This is a genomic window from Mesorhizobium jarvisii (assembly GCF_003601985.1).
GTDB classification, from domain to species: Bacteria; Pseudomonadota; Alphaproteobacteria; order Rhizobiales; family Rhizobiaceae; genus Mesorhizobium; species Mesorhizobium jarvisii.
Map to the genome: position 1 here is coordinate 295,575 of NZ_QZXA01000001.1, position 14,068 is coordinate 309,642.

The 14,068-nt window shown below is 63.6% G+C and carries 12 protein-coding genes; 10 read left to right on the forward strand and 2 right to left on the reverse strand.

Features of this window, described 5'->3' with window-relative positions; all coding sequences use genetic code 11:
• Positions 1-15: 15 nt before the first annotated feature.
• From D3242_RS01540 to D3242_RS01570, 8 genes are all read left to right on the forward strand, one after another.
• Positions 16-771, forward strand: coding sequence for an SDR family oxidoreductase (locus D3242_RS01540; protein ID WP_019856897.1), 756 nt, complete (start codon positions 16-18; stop codon positions 769-771).
• A gap of 16 nt (positions 772-787) precedes the next feature.
• Positions 788-1,657 (forward strand): aldose 1-epimerase, encoded by an 870-nt coding sequence (locus D3242_RS01545; RefSeq protein ID WP_223217767.1) that lies wholly within the window; start codon positions 788-790, stop codon positions 1,655-1,657.
• Positions 1,658-1,817: 160 nt separating this feature from the next.
• Complete coding sequence (locus tag D3242_RS01550) at positions 1,818-2,975, forward strand: fumarylacetoacetate hydrolase family protein (protein WP_038645310.1); 1,158 nt, start codon at positions 1,818-1,820, stop codon at positions 2,973-2,975.
• Positions 2,976-2,993: 18 nt separating this feature from the next.
• Positions 2,994-3,134: a hypothetical protein gene (locus tag D3242_RS33440; RefSeq protein WP_019856894.1), complete on the forward strand. Its 141-nt coding sequence runs from the start codon at positions 2,994-2,996 to the stop codon at positions 3,132-3,134.
• 228 nt (positions 3,135-3,362) lie between these two features.
• Positions 3,363-4,298: a substrate-binding domain-containing protein gene (locus D3242_RS01555; RefSeq protein ID WP_038645308.1), complete on the forward strand. Its 936-nt coding sequence runs from the start codon at positions 3,363-3,365 to the stop codon at positions 4,296-4,298.
• 120 nt (positions 4,299-4,418) lie between these two features.
• On the forward strand, positions 4,419-5,405 hold the full coding sequence (locus D3242_RS01560) for an ABC transporter permease (RefSeq protein WP_020628799.1): 987 nt from the start codon (positions 4,419-4,421) through the stop codon (positions 5,403-5,405).
• 3 nt (positions 5,406-5,408) lie between these two features.
• Positions 5,409-6,200: an ATP-binding cassette domain-containing protein gene (locus tag D3242_RS01565; RefSeq protein ID WP_038645305.1), complete on the forward strand. Its 792-nt coding sequence runs from the start codon at positions 5,409-5,411 to the stop codon at positions 6,198-6,200.
• Between the two features lie 133 nt (positions 6,201-6,333).
• On the forward strand, positions 6,334-7,356 hold the full coding sequence (locus tag D3242_RS01570) for a LacI family DNA-binding transcriptional regulator (protein WP_038645303.1): 1,023 nt from the start codon (positions 6,334-6,336) through the stop codon (positions 7,354-7,356).
• A gap of 325 nt (positions 7,357-7,681) precedes the next feature.
• Here the strand turns inward: D3242_RS01570 and D3242_RS01575 are convergent, their stop codons facing one another.
• Positions 7,682-8,272: a TetR/AcrR family transcriptional regulator gene (locus D3242_RS01575; RefSeq protein ID WP_027046599.1), complete on the reverse strand. Its 591-nt coding sequence runs from the start codon at positions 8,270-8,272 to the stop codon at positions 7,682-7,684.
• 489 nt (positions 8,273-8,761) lie between these two features.
• On the opposite strand from D3242_RS01575, the gene D3242_RS01585 reads away from it, so the two are divergent.
• Positions 8,762-11,938: an efflux RND transporter permease subunit gene (locus D3242_RS01585; RefSeq protein ID WP_064983574.1), complete on the forward strand. Its 3,177-nt coding sequence runs from the start codon at positions 8,762-8,764 to the stop codon at positions 11,936-11,938.
• 15 nt (positions 11,939-11,953) lie between these two features.
• Positions 11,954-13,108 carry an efflux RND transporter periplasmic adaptor subunit gene (locus D3242_RS01590; protein ID WP_019856885.1) on the forward strand — a complete coding sequence of 385 codons (1,155 nt, stop codon included), beginning with the start codon at positions 11,954-11,956 and terminating at the stop codon, positions 13,106-13,108.
• Between the two features lie 38 nt (positions 13,109-13,146).
• Here D3242_RS01590 and D3242_RS01595 read toward each other — a convergent pair whose 3' ends face one another.
• Positions 13,147-14,061: a LysR substrate-binding domain-containing protein gene (locus D3242_RS01595; protein WP_064983576.1), complete on the reverse strand. Its 915-nt coding sequence runs from the start codon at positions 14,059-14,061 to the stop codon at positions 13,147-13,149.
• Between the last annotated feature and the right edge of the window lie 7 nt (positions 14,062-14,068).

Below are 14,068 nucleotides of genomic sequence, written 5' to 3' on the forward strand. Positions count from 1 at the left end.
GGGGCGGGAACGGTGATGACGAACCTTTCCGGTAAAGTTGTGCTCCTGACCGGCGGTCTGGGTTCGCTCGGCCGCGCCCAGGCTGCCGCGCTTGCCCGCGCTGGCGCGCGCGTGCTTCTGCTTGACCGGCCGGAGAATGCAGAAGGGCCCGGAATCGCAGCGGAATTGGCGGCGGCAAACAAGGGTACGATCGTCTATGTCGGTTGCGACTTGAACCAGCTGGCCGAAGCCGAGACAGCGGTTAAGGCGCTCGCCGACGAAGAAGGCACGATCGACATTCTGATCAACAACGCGGCGCTCATCATCAACCGTCCGTTCGAGGAATTCTCACTTGGCGAGTACGAGGACCAGATCCGTGTGAATTCGTCAGCCGCCTTCGCGCTGGCGCGCGCCTGCGCGCCTGGCATGAAGAAGAAAGGCCAGGGCAGGATCGTCAACTTCTGCTCGGTGACGCTGAACGGTCGCTGGGACGGCTACGTTCCCTACGTGGCTTCGAAGGGAGCCATGCTGGGACTCACCAAGTCGCTGGCGCGGGAATTGGGACCACACGGCATCACCGTGAACGCGGTGTCGCCAGGCGCCGTCGTTTCCGAGGCAGAGGAGCGCGTCTTCGGAGAACGGCTCGAGGAATACAATGACTGGATCCTTGCCAACCAATGCCTGAAGCGACGCATCGAGCCGCAGCATATCGCCGATCTCGTGCTGTTCCTCGTCTCCCCGGCATCGGACATGATCAGCGGTCAGAACATCAACATCGATGGCGGATGGTAGCCATGGCTGCTTTTCAATGAGCAATGGCGATGAGATCGAACTTGCCGATGGGCGTGCGAGCGTCGTGGTGCGTCCCCGCGAGGGCGCTGCCATCCTGCGCTACGACGCGCTCCGTACCGGCCGAGCACCGACGCCTGTGTTTGAGCCATCGAGGGGTCTGCTGAAGTTCGGGTCCCAACTGCTGATCCCTTGGTCAAACCGCATTTCCGGCGGCGGCTTCGAGTTTGACGGGCGCTTCCATGCGATAGAGCCCAATGTCAACGGCGAGCCGTTCCCACTCCACGGCGACGCATTTCAAAGGCCGTGGCGGTTGACGAGGCGAACCGGCACTGAAATGGAGCTGGCTCTGGAGGATGGGGCGATCGGACCCTACCGCTACCATGCGAGCGTCCGCTATGCATTGGAGGATGGCGCGCTGTCCGCCGTGCTGGCTGTCGAGAACCGAGCCGCCATACGCCTGCCCTACGGGCTAGGCTTCCACCCCTGGTTTCCGCGCCGCCCGCGCACTCTGCTCCAAGCATCGGCGCGCAGTGTCTGGTTGGAGGACGAGCGACACCTGCCGACGGGGGTGGTGCCGCTGGCCTCCCGGCCGGACTGGGATTTTTCGCAAGCCGCGCCGCTTCCCGACGCCTGGGTCAACAATGCCTTCGAAGGCTGGAACGGGCACGCCTCGATCATCCAGCCGGATGACGCTATCGCCGTCACGATCGAGGCGTCGCCCTCGCTGAATGTCTTCGTCCTCTATTCGTCGGCACGAAACGCTGATTTCTTCTGCTTCGAACCCGTTTCACATGTGGTGGATGCTCATCACGGCAGCGGCCTGACCACGCTGGAAAAAGGCGGATCGACAAGCGCGCATTTGCGGTTACGTTGGGATGAGCTGTAGCGCCACATCGGAAGTCGCGACGCAGTGCAGTGACATCGTGACAAAGGCCATTTTCGTTGATCGCCTGTCGCTTGGCACATGCTGCTTCAGGGCGTGTCGGCTTGAAGAGGCCATGCGCACCTCATAACATCGAACCATCCTGCGTAACGACGAGAGTGCAATGACAAACATGACGTTTCTGCCTGACGATGGCGTCTTTCTCGGCCGCGCTCGATCGGCTGATGTGCCTCACCCACTCGTGGTCACGGCGCGTGACGACACCGTCTTCGATATCACCTCGATCGCAGCGCCGACCGTGCGGGACATCTGCGAAATGGCCGATCCGGCAGGTCATGTGCGCTCGGCCAAGGGCAAGCCGATCGGCTCGCTCGACGACATCGCAGCAAACAGTTTTCAAGCCAGACGCGATCCGACAAAGCCCCATCTCCTCTCCCCGGTCGACCTGCAGGCGGTCAAGGCGTCGGGCGTGACCTTCGTCGTCAGCCTGCTCGAGCGGGTGATCGAGGAACAGGCGCGCGGCTCGGCGGAAAAGGCCGACGCCATCCGCGCCGACATTGCCGGGCTGATCGGCCACGACCTTTCGAAGCTCAAACCCGGTTCGCCGGAAGCCATGGAGATCAAGGCCAAGCTGATCGCGCGCGGCGCCTGGTCGCAATATCTGGAAGTCGGTATCGGTCCCGACGCCGAGATCTTCACCAAGTGCCAGCCGATGGCCTCGGTCGGCTTCGGCGCCGATGTCGGCCTGCACCCGGTGTCGACCTGGAACAATCCGGAGCCGGAGATCGCCATGATCGCCGCCTCGAGCGGCAGGATCGTCGGCGCCACCATCGGCAACGACGTCAATCTGCGCGACGTCGAAGGGCGCTCCGCGCTGCTGCTCGGCAAGGCCAAGGACAACAACGCTTCGGCGTCGCTTGGACCCTTCATCCGACTGTTCGACGACACCTTCTCGATCGACGACGTGAAGCGCGCCGTGGTGCGCCTCAAGGTCGAGGGCGAGGATGGCTTCTCGCTGGAGGGCGCAAGCTCGATGGCCGAGATCAGCCGTTCGCCCGAAGAACTGGTAGCCGCCGCCATGGGGCCGCATCACCAGTATCCGGACGGGCTGGCGCTCTATCTCGGCACCATGTTCGTGCCGTCGAAAGACCGCGGCGAAAAGGGCAAGGGGTTTACCCACAAGGTCGGCGACATCGTCACCATCTCGTCGGAAAAGTTCGGCGCGCTGGTCAACCGGGTGCGGCTGTCGCCCGATTGCCCGCACTGGACCTACGGCGCCAGCCATCTCATGCGCGACCTGGCAAAGGCCGATCTGATCTAAGAACCTGCCCACAACGCCATGACCTTGCTTGGCGTGGATGCCATCTGGGCCGCCTTCACCACCGGTGCTCTGGTCGTGCTTGGCTTGGCGATCGACCGGCTGATCCGGCCGTGGCGCCACTGGCACGCCGGACACAGCGGGGACAATCCGCTCGGCTGAGCCTCGCCGCCAATCATCATCCGGCCGCCCGGAAAAATCACCCCGACTGATGCAATCTGATGGGACCGTTGATGGCGCCGCGTCAGGCGCCAACTACATCTGCAGATGGAGGCTTGCCATCCGTCGAAAAAGGGAATGCTCTGAGGCATCCGAGCGGCGCTGGCAAAAGACGCAATCCGGCCGACGCCGGAACAAGAGACGGATCATCTTCAACCGGGAGGAAATCAAATGCTGACAAGACTGAGACTTGTGCTCTACGGCCTGCTGGTCGCGCTGACGGTCGTTCCGGCAGCGGCGCAGGCCAAGACCTTCTACTGGATTTCGCACGGCGGCCCGGCCGACCCGGTCTGGACCTACTTCCTGGCCGGCGCCAAGCAATGGGCCAAGGACACCGGCAACACCGTCAACACCTCGTTTCACAATGGCGACGTCGCCTCCCAGCAGGAAGCGGTTCGCGCCGCCCTCTCGGCCAAGGCCGACGGCATCGTCACCACCAGCCCCGATCCGGGCAGCCTCGTCGAGATCGTCAAGGAAGCCCGCGCGGCCAACATCCCTATCATCAACTTCAACACGCCTGATCCAAAAGCCAATTTCAATGCCTATGTCGGCGGCGACAACGTCACCTTCGGCAAGCATTGGGCGCAATATCTGGTCGACAAGGGCCTGGTGAAGAAGGGCGACTTCGTCTGGATGCCCGTCGAGATCCCCGGCGCCACCTATGGCGTCCAGGAAGAGGAAGGCATCAAGAGCGTGTTTGGACCGCTCGGCATCACCTACGAAGTGACCGAAGCAACGCTCGACCAGGCCGAAGTGATCAACCGCATGGTCGACTACCTCACCGCCCACAAGGGCAAGGTCAACGCCATCATCGGTCTCGGCGACCTCGTCACCGGCTCGATCAAGCGGGTGTTCGACCAGGTCGGCGTCAAGCCGGGCGAAATCCCCGTTGTCGGCTGGGGCAACTCGCTCGACACCACGCAGGAAGTGCTGAACGGCTACGTCAATGCCGGCCAGTGGCAGGACCCGCAGGCGACCAGCTATGTCGCGCTGTCGCTCGCCAACATGGCGGCGTCAGGCATTCCTCCGGGCTTCAACGTCATCACCGGCGCGCTCTATGAGAAGGACACCGCCGGCATCTACGACAAGATACTGTCCGGCAAATAAACCGCGATCCCTGGCGCCGTGTCCGTCTGGCTCGCGGCGCCAGATATCTTCTTGCGTCGCGACAATCCATCCGAGGCGGTGGAGATCGCGGCCCGTTCCAAACCATGTCGCGGGTTCCCAGTGGAAAATCATTCGCTTGTCCAACGCCTGATTGCGCGGCCTGAATTCGGTCCCTTCGTGCTGCTCATCGTCGAGATCGGCGTTTTCTGGGGCTTCAATCACGACTTCCTGTCGCCGCAGAACATCTCCAACACCCTGGCCTTCACCGTCGAGCTCGGCCTGATCGCGCTGGCGATGACCTTGCTGATGACGTCAGGCGAATTCGACCTGTCCGTGGGATCCCTGTTCGGCTTCTCGCCCGTGCTGATGTGGACGCTGTTCAACAGCGGCGTCACCTCGCTGGAAATGGGCTTCGTTGCCGCGCTGGTGGTTGCCGCCCTGATCGGCCTGGTCAATGGCTGGTTCGTCACGCAACTCAAGATCCCGTCCTTCCTGGTCACGCTCGGCATGCTGCTCGTGGTGCGCGGCAGTGCGCTTTTCATCACCGACGGTTTTCCGCAGCGCACCTGGAGCGCCGAGGGCAGCTGGCTGGCAGAGGCGCTGGTCGGCGACTTCTTCATCGGGCCGTTCCGCATCTACATGTCGCTGTTCTGGTTCATCGCCGCGGCGATCGCGCTCGGCTATGTGCTGACGCAAAGCCGGACCGGAAACTGGATCCAGGCGGCGGGCGGCAATCCCAACGCCGCGCGCGCCCGCGGCGTCAATGTCAACCGCGTCAAGATCGGCCTGTTCGTGCTGTCGTCGCTCATGGCCTCGCTGGCCGGCGTCATCTCCTCGCTGCGAACTTCCGCCGCCAATCCCAATAGCGGCACCGGCTACGAACTCGAAGTCATCGCCATGGTGGTGATCGGCGGCACGGCGCTGACCGGCGGACGCGGGACCATCATCGGCACCGTGCTCGGCATCCTGATCCTGCGCGTGATGCGCAACGGCATCGTGCTGATCGGCGTGCCCGGTCTTGCCTACAATATCTTCATCGGCGCGATCATCCTTGGCATGATGGCGCTCCACTCATGGCTGGAACGCCGGCACCAGGCAGGGACTTGAACCATGGCCGAGCCATTGATCCGCATGCAGAACATCCGCAAGTCCTACGGCCGCGTGCAGGCGCTCGAGGACGCCAATTTCCATGTCAACGAGCGCGAGATCGTCGGCCTGCTCGGCGACAATGGCGCCGGCAAGTCGACGCTGATCAAGGTCTTGTCGGGCGCGGTGCCGCTGACCAGCGGCGACATCTTCATCCGCGGCAAGAAGGTCACCTTGCGCAGCACCAGCGACGCCATCGCGCAGGGCATCGAAACGATCTACCAGGATTCCGCGCTGGTCACGCAACTGTCGATCGCCCGCAATTTGTTTCTCGGGCGCGAGCCGATCAAGCCGCCGCGTTTCCTCAACCGCATGGACCAGGAGGCGATGAACACCGTCGCCCGCGACCTGCTCAAACAGGTCGGCATTTCGAAGAACATTCCGCCGACGACGCCGATCGGCTCGCTCTCCGGCGGCGAACGCCAGGCGGTGGCGATCGCGCGCGCCATGCATTTCGACAGCGACCTCATCATCCTCGACGAGCCGACCAACAATCTCGGCGTCGCCGAGACACAAGGCGTGCTGAGCTTCGTGCGCAACGCTCGCGATTCCGGCCATTCCTGCATCTTCATCGCGCACAACATCCATCATGTCTTCCAGGTGGTCGACCGCATCGTCGTCATGCGCCGGGGCAAGGTGGTCGCCGACGACATCGACCCGAAGGAGACAACCGTGACGGAAGTCGAACGGATCATCACTGGCATGTCGGACAAGGAAATTCGCGAAGCCATCGCCGACGGCAAGCCGCCGCACTGAGGGCGGAAGCCGCCTTGTCGAAACAGCCCAACGCGCATCGCGGTGATGGATGTCGATCACCCGTCCCTCGGATCGCATCGGCTGCGAAATTGCTTGTCTGGCGCACGATCGCATCGGCGCATAGGGTTGCGGCATGAAGGCCACCGTCTCCGACATCGCCAGGAATTGCGGACTCTCGACCGCGACGGTCGACAGGGTGCTCAACAACCGGCCGGGCGCCAGCGCCGCCAACCGGCAGCGCGTCATGGAAGCCGCCAAGCAGCTCGGCTATCTGCCGGTCGCCGACCAGGTTACGCTTCCCTCCAAGCCCGCAAACCTTGAATTCTTCCTGCCGATCGGCGGCAACGCCTTCATGCAGGATCTGGCAAGGCACATCGAGGACTATGCATCGCGCCTGCCGCTGGTCGCTTCGTGCCGGATCCACAACCTCGCCGGCATCTCGCCGAACGCACTGCAGAGCGCCGTAGAAAATCTGTCGCTGAGGGCCAATGGCGTCGGTGTCATCGCCATCGACCATCCGCGAACCCGCAACATCCTGCGCGACATTGTCGAGGCCGGCATCCGCCTGGTGACGCTGGTGTCCGATATTCCTGCCGCTCCCCGCTCGGCCTATATCGGCATCGACAACCGGGTGGCGGGCCGAACGGCGGCACTTCTGATGGGCCGCTTCCTCGGCGGCCGCGAGGGCCATCTGGCGATGGTCGTCGGTTCGCGCTCCTATCGCGGCCATGAGGAGCGTGAAATGGGCTTTCGCTCAGTGCTCGGCGAAGAGTTTCCCAACCTCACCGTAACCAGTGCCGTCGAGATCAACGACGAACCGGATGCCAGCTACGCCGAAACCATGAAGGCGCTGCACAACGAACCGGAACTGCTCGGCATCTATTGCGTCGGGGCCGGACGCTCCGGCGTTGCGAAAGCCATCCGGGAAGCCAGGCCCAACCGCAAGCCGGTGTTCATCTGCCACGACCTGACGCGGGAAACCCGCGGCTATCTCGTCGACGACCTCGTCGACGTCGTCATCGACCAGAACGCCAGGCTGATCGCCGAACAGTCGGTTATCCGCCTGCTCGGCTCCATCGCCTCATCGGCGCCCTATCTCACCCGGAAATTCATCGAGCCGCGCCTGATTTTCAGGGAAAACGTGCCGGTGCAATAAGGCCGGCGCCTCGGAAAAGCCGGTTTCTTGGATTTGTCTGATAATTGATACGGCAAATCTGCACAGCTGCTATGCACAATTCATTGTTGCCGAATCATTGGGCAACTCGTAAGTTCTGGTTGTCGGCCATCTACTCCTCCCAGATGCGATGCCGACGATGAATGGGGTGCACCTCCTCCCGCGCCACATTCGAAATCGAGCCCGCTGCCACCTCCTCCCGGCAGCGGGCTTTTTTCATTCAGCATCGGAAATTCCTTCCACGCCAAAGGGCGCCAAGCATCGCCTCGATCATACGCCGGCAAATCGCCAACAGTCGCGGCGGATTTCAACCGGCGGCGGTGCCCCGGAAGGAAACGATCAACCCTTCGGCCATGCGCACGAACTGCGTGCTCGGACCTTCGGCGCCCACGGTCTGCACGCTGACACGGGCGCCTTCGAACAGCAGCGACAGCGTATCGGCAAGCAGTTCGGCCTGACCGATGCCCGCACCCCGGCATAGCGTCACAAGGCGTTCGCGCTGGGCTTCCTTGAGTTCCTTGATCACCAGCCTCGCCGGATGGTCTGGCTCGGTCAGCTCAGCGGCGGCATTGGCCATGTCGCAGCCGCGGCCGTCGGTATTGAGCATGGCAGCCGCCTTGCCAACCCAGGCATGCAACTGCGCGAGCTTGTCGCCGGGAAACTCGGCCTCGAAAGCGTCCCACATGGCGCCGGCCTTGGCCGCATTGGCGCGCAGGCACTCAACGATCAGTTCGTCCTTGGATTCGAAGTGACGATAGAGCGTCATCTTGTTCGTGCCGGCAGCTTCGGTGATGGCGTCGACGCCGACGCCCTTGATGCCGTGCTTGTGGAACATGTCGCGTGCCGTCTCCAGAATCCGATCCCGGGGACGAGAGCGCTCCACGACGCCGTCTGTCATCATGATCTCCTTTCGTTTCCAAAAAACCCTCGGCCACCTCTTGACTAGGGTGTTACCGGTCTGTAACTTCCAGAATGTTACTTACTGGTAACACCTATGTCGCCCGCCGTCAATAACAAGGCCGTGAACTGGTCCTGCCAGATGAGACGGACGAGAAACTGCCAATCATGCGGCTCCGGCCGGTGAGGAAATGAAAAACGGTTCGCGAGCATGGGCTGCGAATCGACAGACAAGGAGCCGGCCAATGCCACAGCGCCGCGATCTTACCATAAATGAGGCCGTCCGGGATCCGATGATCCGGCTGGTCATGAAGGCAGATGGGGTCGACCCCCGCGCCCTCGAGAAGATGCTTCGCTCGCTTGCCGATGGGCAGCGTCGCGAGGTGCCGTTGCTGCGTTCACGGGAAGTCTCCCGTGACGGGCACGGCCAGTTATCCAGAGTTGCCAGCGCCTTCGGGCGGGCAAGAGCAGCCGGCGAGGCATGTGTGTCGTGGTAAACTTCTTCATTCACCGTCCGATCTTCGCCTCGGCGATCGCCATCATCATGGTGCTCGCCGGGACGATTTGTTATTTCCTGCTGCCGGTCTCGCAGTTTCCAGACATCACGCCGCCCCAGGTCGTGGTCAGCGCCCACTATCCGGGCGCCAGCGCGCAAGTCGTGGCCGACACGGTGACGACGCCGCTGGAGCAGCAGATCAACGGCGTGCAGGGCATGACCTACATGTCGTCGACGAGCTCCAATGACGGCTCCTCGACCATCACCATCACCTTCGATGTCGGCTACTCCCTGAGCACCGCCGCCGTCGACGTCCAGAACCGCGTCTCGCAGGCGGCCTCGTCGCTGCCGGCGATCGTCAACCAGGGCGGCGTGACGATCAAGAAGCAGAACCCGAACTTCGTGCTCATCGTCAACCTCACCTCGCCCGACAAGTCGGTCGATCCGGTGGCGCTGTCGAACCTCGCCTACCTGCAGGTTGTCGATCCGCTGAAGCGTCTGCAAGGCGTCGGCGATGTGCAGATCTTCGGCGAGCGGCGCTATTCGATGCGCGTCTGGCTCGATCCGGACAAGCTTGCCAATCTCGGCATCACCGCCGTCGACGTGCAGAATGCCATCTCCGAGCAGAACGTCCAGGTGGCGGCCGGCAAGATCGGCCAGTCGCCGGCACCCGCCGGCACCGCCTTCGAGATGCAGGTCAACGCTGTCGGCCGCCTGAGCGACCCGAAGGAATTCGGCGACATCGTGGTGCGCGCCAACACCGACACCGGCTCGCTGGTGCGGCTGCGCGACGTCGCGCGCATCGAACTCGGCGCGCTGCAATATTCGTCGTCGGCCTTCTTCGGCAAGGACCCGACCGTGGTGCTCGCGGTCTACCAGATGCCCGGTTCCAACGCGCTCGACCTTCAGCAGCGCGTCAAGGACAAGATGCAGGAACTGTCGGCGCGTTTCCCGAAGGGCGTGTCCTACGCCATGCACTACGACACGACGCGCTTCGTCTCGGCGTCGATGCATGACGTGCTGATCACGCTCGGCGAAGCGCTGGTGCTGGTCGTCGCGGTGGTGTTCATCTTCCTGCAGAGTTGGCGCACGACCATCATCCCGACCATCGCCATTCCGGTGTCGCTGGTGGCGACACTGGTCGTCATGGAGATGCTGGGCTTCTCGCTCAACATGCTCTCCCTGCTCGGCATGGTGCTGGCGATCGGCCTTGTCGTCGACGACGCCATCGTCGTGGTCGAGAATGTCGAACGACAACTCGAGGCCGGGCTGAAACCATTGGCGGCGACCAAGGCCGCCATGGCCGAAGTCACCGGTCCGATCATCGCCACCACCGCCGTGCTGATGGCCGTGTTCGTGCCGGTCGCCTTCATTCCGGGCGTCTCGGGTCGGCTCTACAACCAATTCGCGCTGACGGTGGCGATTTCGGTTGGGATCTCGGCTTTCAATTCGCTGACGCTGAGCCCCGCGCTCAGTGCCGCTTTCCTGCGCCATAGGCATGGGCCACAGTTCTTCCTGTTCCGCTGGTTCAACACCGGCTTCGACAAGCTGTCGCATGCCTACGCCCATGGCGTGCGCTTCCTCATCCGCCTGCGCTGGATCATGCTTGGCCTGTTTGCGGCCGGGCTGGTCGCTACCTATTTCGTCTGGCAGAAGCTGCCCTCGACCTTCCTTCCGGTCGAGGACCAGGGCTATTTCTTCGTCGTCATCCAGTTGCCCGACGGTGCCTCGCTCGAGCGCACCGACGCGGTGGCCCAGAAGGCGCGCGACATCCTGCAGGCGACGCCCGGTGTCGACATTGTCGGCTCGATCAGCGGCCTGAACTTCCTGACCAGTGCGGCGCAGTCGAACTCGGCGGTCGAGTTCGCCATCCTCAAGCCATGGGAAGAGCGTGGCCCCGACCAGAGCGCGTCGAAACTCGTCGCCGATGTGCGCGGCAAGCTGATGCAGATTCCGGAAGCTTTCGCGCTCTCCTTCGATCCGCCTTCGATCCCGGGTATCGGCACGACCGGTGGCTTCGAATTCGTCGTCGAGGATCTCACCGGTCGCGGCAGCACGGCCCTCAATGACGCGACGCAAGCCGTGATCGCCGAGGCGCGCAAGCAGCCGGAAATCAATCCGCAGCAGCTGTTCTCGCCGTTCTCGACCTCGACGCCGCAATTCAACTACGACCTCGACCGCAGCAAGGCCAAGCTTCTCGGCCTCAACCTGCCCGATGTCTTCAACACGCTGCAGATCTATCTCGGCTCGCTCTACGTGAACGACTTCAACCTGTTCGGCCGCACCTTCCGGGTGACCATCCAGGCCGACAAGGATGCACGTGCGGGCGCCGCCGACATATCGAGGCTCTATGTGCGCAATGCCTCGGGCGGCATGGTGCCGCTCTCGACGCTGGGCAAGCTGGTGCCGTTCGTCGGGCCGGAAACCGTGCCGCACTACAACAACAACGCCTCGGCCTCGATCAATGGCGGTGCCGCGCCGGGCTTCTCCTCGGGCCAGGCTGTCGCTGCCATGGAACGGGCGGCTGCCACCGCGCTCCCCAGGGATTTCGGTTTCGAATGGACCGGCATCACCTTCCAGGAACTCAAGGCGGGATCGATCGCGTCCGTCGTCTTCGGCCTCGCCATCGTCTTCGTCTTCCTGATCCTGGCGGCGCAGTATGAGAGCTGGGCGATGCCGTTCATGGTGCTGCTGGCGGTGCCATTGGCCTTGTTCGGCGCCTTCGCGGCCCTGTCGGTGCGCGGCATGCAGATCGACGTCTACTCGCAGATCGGCTTCGTCATGCTGATCGGCCTGGCGGCCAAGAACGCGATTCTGATTGTCGAGTTCGCCAGGCGGCGGCGCGAGGAGGGCCTCAGCATCGTCGAGGCGGCGATGGAAGCCGCGCGGCTGAGGCTGCGGCCGATCCTGATGACGGCCTTCGCCTTCATCCTTGGCGTGCTGCCACTGATGTTCGCCACCGGCGCCGGTGCCGCAAGCCGCCAGTCGATCGGCACCACGGTGTTTGGCGGCATGGTCGCCGCGACCATCCTGTCGCTGGTGTTCGTGCCGGTCTTCTACGCGGTCATCGAACAGTTGCGGGAGCGCCGCGAAAGCGGCGAACCCGCCTCCAAGCATACTGAACCAACTGCCGAACCCGCCTTCCCTCCCCTGGCGGAAGCGGCCGAATAAGATTGGAGAAATATTATGCGTAAATGGAAAATTGCTTTGGGAGCGGCTGTCGCGCTGGGCGCGATCTCCGTGGCCAGCGTCCACCTGCTCGATATGGGAAATCTCAGGCTGAGCACCGGCACGGCCGGTGCGGCAACGCCCGCTCCGGCGGCATTCGTCATGCCGGTGCCGGTGGCGAGCGTGGTCAAGAAGACGATCCCGATCTATCTGGACTATGCCGCCCGCATCGAGCCTATCCGCAGCATCACGCTGCAGGCGCGCGTGCCCGGCTATTTGCAGGAACAGACGGCGCAGGACGGCGCGGATGTGCGGCAAGGCGACGTTCTCTACAGGATCTCGCCCGACGACTTCCAGGCCGCGCTCGACCAGGCGAAAGCCCAGGTCCAGCGCGATACGGCGACGCTCGACTATGCGCGGTCCAATCTCGGCCGCGGCACCGAGCTTGCCAAGAGCGGTTACCTGGACAAGGACAGCTTCGACCAGCGCACCAGCACCTTGCGCGAAGCGCAGGCGTCGCTGGCGCTCAACCAGGCGGCCGTGCGCACGGCGGAGCTCAATCTGAGCTACGCCGAGATCCATGCTCCGTTCCCCGGGCGCCTGGGCCGCAACCAGGCTTCGGTCGGAACGCTGGTCAGCGTCGCCGGCACGGTGCTCAACACGCTGGTGCAACTCGACCCGATCTATGTCACCTTCAATCCGAGCGAGACGGATCTGGCCGAGATCGAGCAGGCCCGCGCGGCCGGCCCGGTCGATGTCGAAGTCCTGCTGCCGGGTCAGACCGAGACCAGCCAGACGGGCGAACTCACCTTCATCGACAACACGGTCGATCACTCGACCGGCACCATCACCGCGCGTGCCACCATCGGCAATGCGAAGTTCACGCTCATGCCTGGCCAGTACGTCCGCGTGCGGCTGCATATCAGGCAACAGCCGGACGCGCTGATGGTGCCGCAGACGGCGCTGGGTTCGAGCCAGCTCGGCAAATATCTCTACGTCGTCGGCAAGGGCAACACGGTCGACCAGCGGCTGGTCTCGCTCGGGCCGACCAGCGGCGACCTTGTAGCTATCTTGAGCGGCGTCTCGGAAGGCGACCAGGTGATCACAGGCAATCTGCAGAAGATCGGACCCGGAATGCCGATCTCGCCACTGCCACAGAAACCGGCTACCTGACACCCCCGCAGGCCCGGTTTCCGCGCGGCGCCCTCGACCTACCCACGGGTCGTGGGCGCCGTATTCACAAGCAGGCCGACAAGAGCGGCCACATCGGCACGGTCGGCCTTGGCCGGCGGCATGAAGGCGCAATAGGGGTTACCGAGGCGCACCGAGACCGATGACAGCGCGATCAGGCGCCCGGCCTCCAGATCGGCCTGCGCCATCACACGCTGGCCGAGCGCAATGCCCAGACCCAACCTCGCCGAGGCGATCGCCAGGCTGGACAGGCCGACGCGCCGGCCATGCGACGGGTCGGGCGAGCGGCCGCCTCCACATGCCGCGAACCAGTCCGCCCAGCTTGGGTGCGAGGCATAGTTCGGCCCCCAATTGGTGTGGATGAACAGGCTCTCATGCAGGTCCGTGAGCCCCGGATCGCCATTGCCGTTCCGGTGCCAGAATTCCGGCGCGCAGACCGGTAGCACATCGTCATGGACGAGGCGCACCATCCTCAGGCCGGGATAGTGATAATCGCCATAGGAGATGCGCAGGTCGACATTCTGGCGTACCAGATCGATCGGATCGTCTTCGGCCCGCACATCGATCGCCATATGCGGGAAGGCCTCGAGAAGAGCGGCCAGCCTCGGCGCCAGCCACAGCTCTGCCAGCGAGAACGGCACGCTCACGACAAGCCGTGTCCTCAAGCCGCCTTCCAGCATGCGCTGGGCGATGGCGGCAATGTCACCCAATGCCCGCGCGGTCTGCGGGTAGATGGCGTGACCGGCGTCTGTCAGGGTGATGCGGTTGCCAGTGCGTACGAACAGCTGCTTGCCGAACCATGTTTCGAGATTGCGGATCTGCTGGCTGACCGCCGCCGAGGATACGCCGAGCTCGCTCGCGGCCAAAGTGAAGCTGCCGGCGCGGGCCGCGACCTCGAAGGCCTTGATCGCGTTCAGTGGCGGCAGTTTTTCCATGCCAATC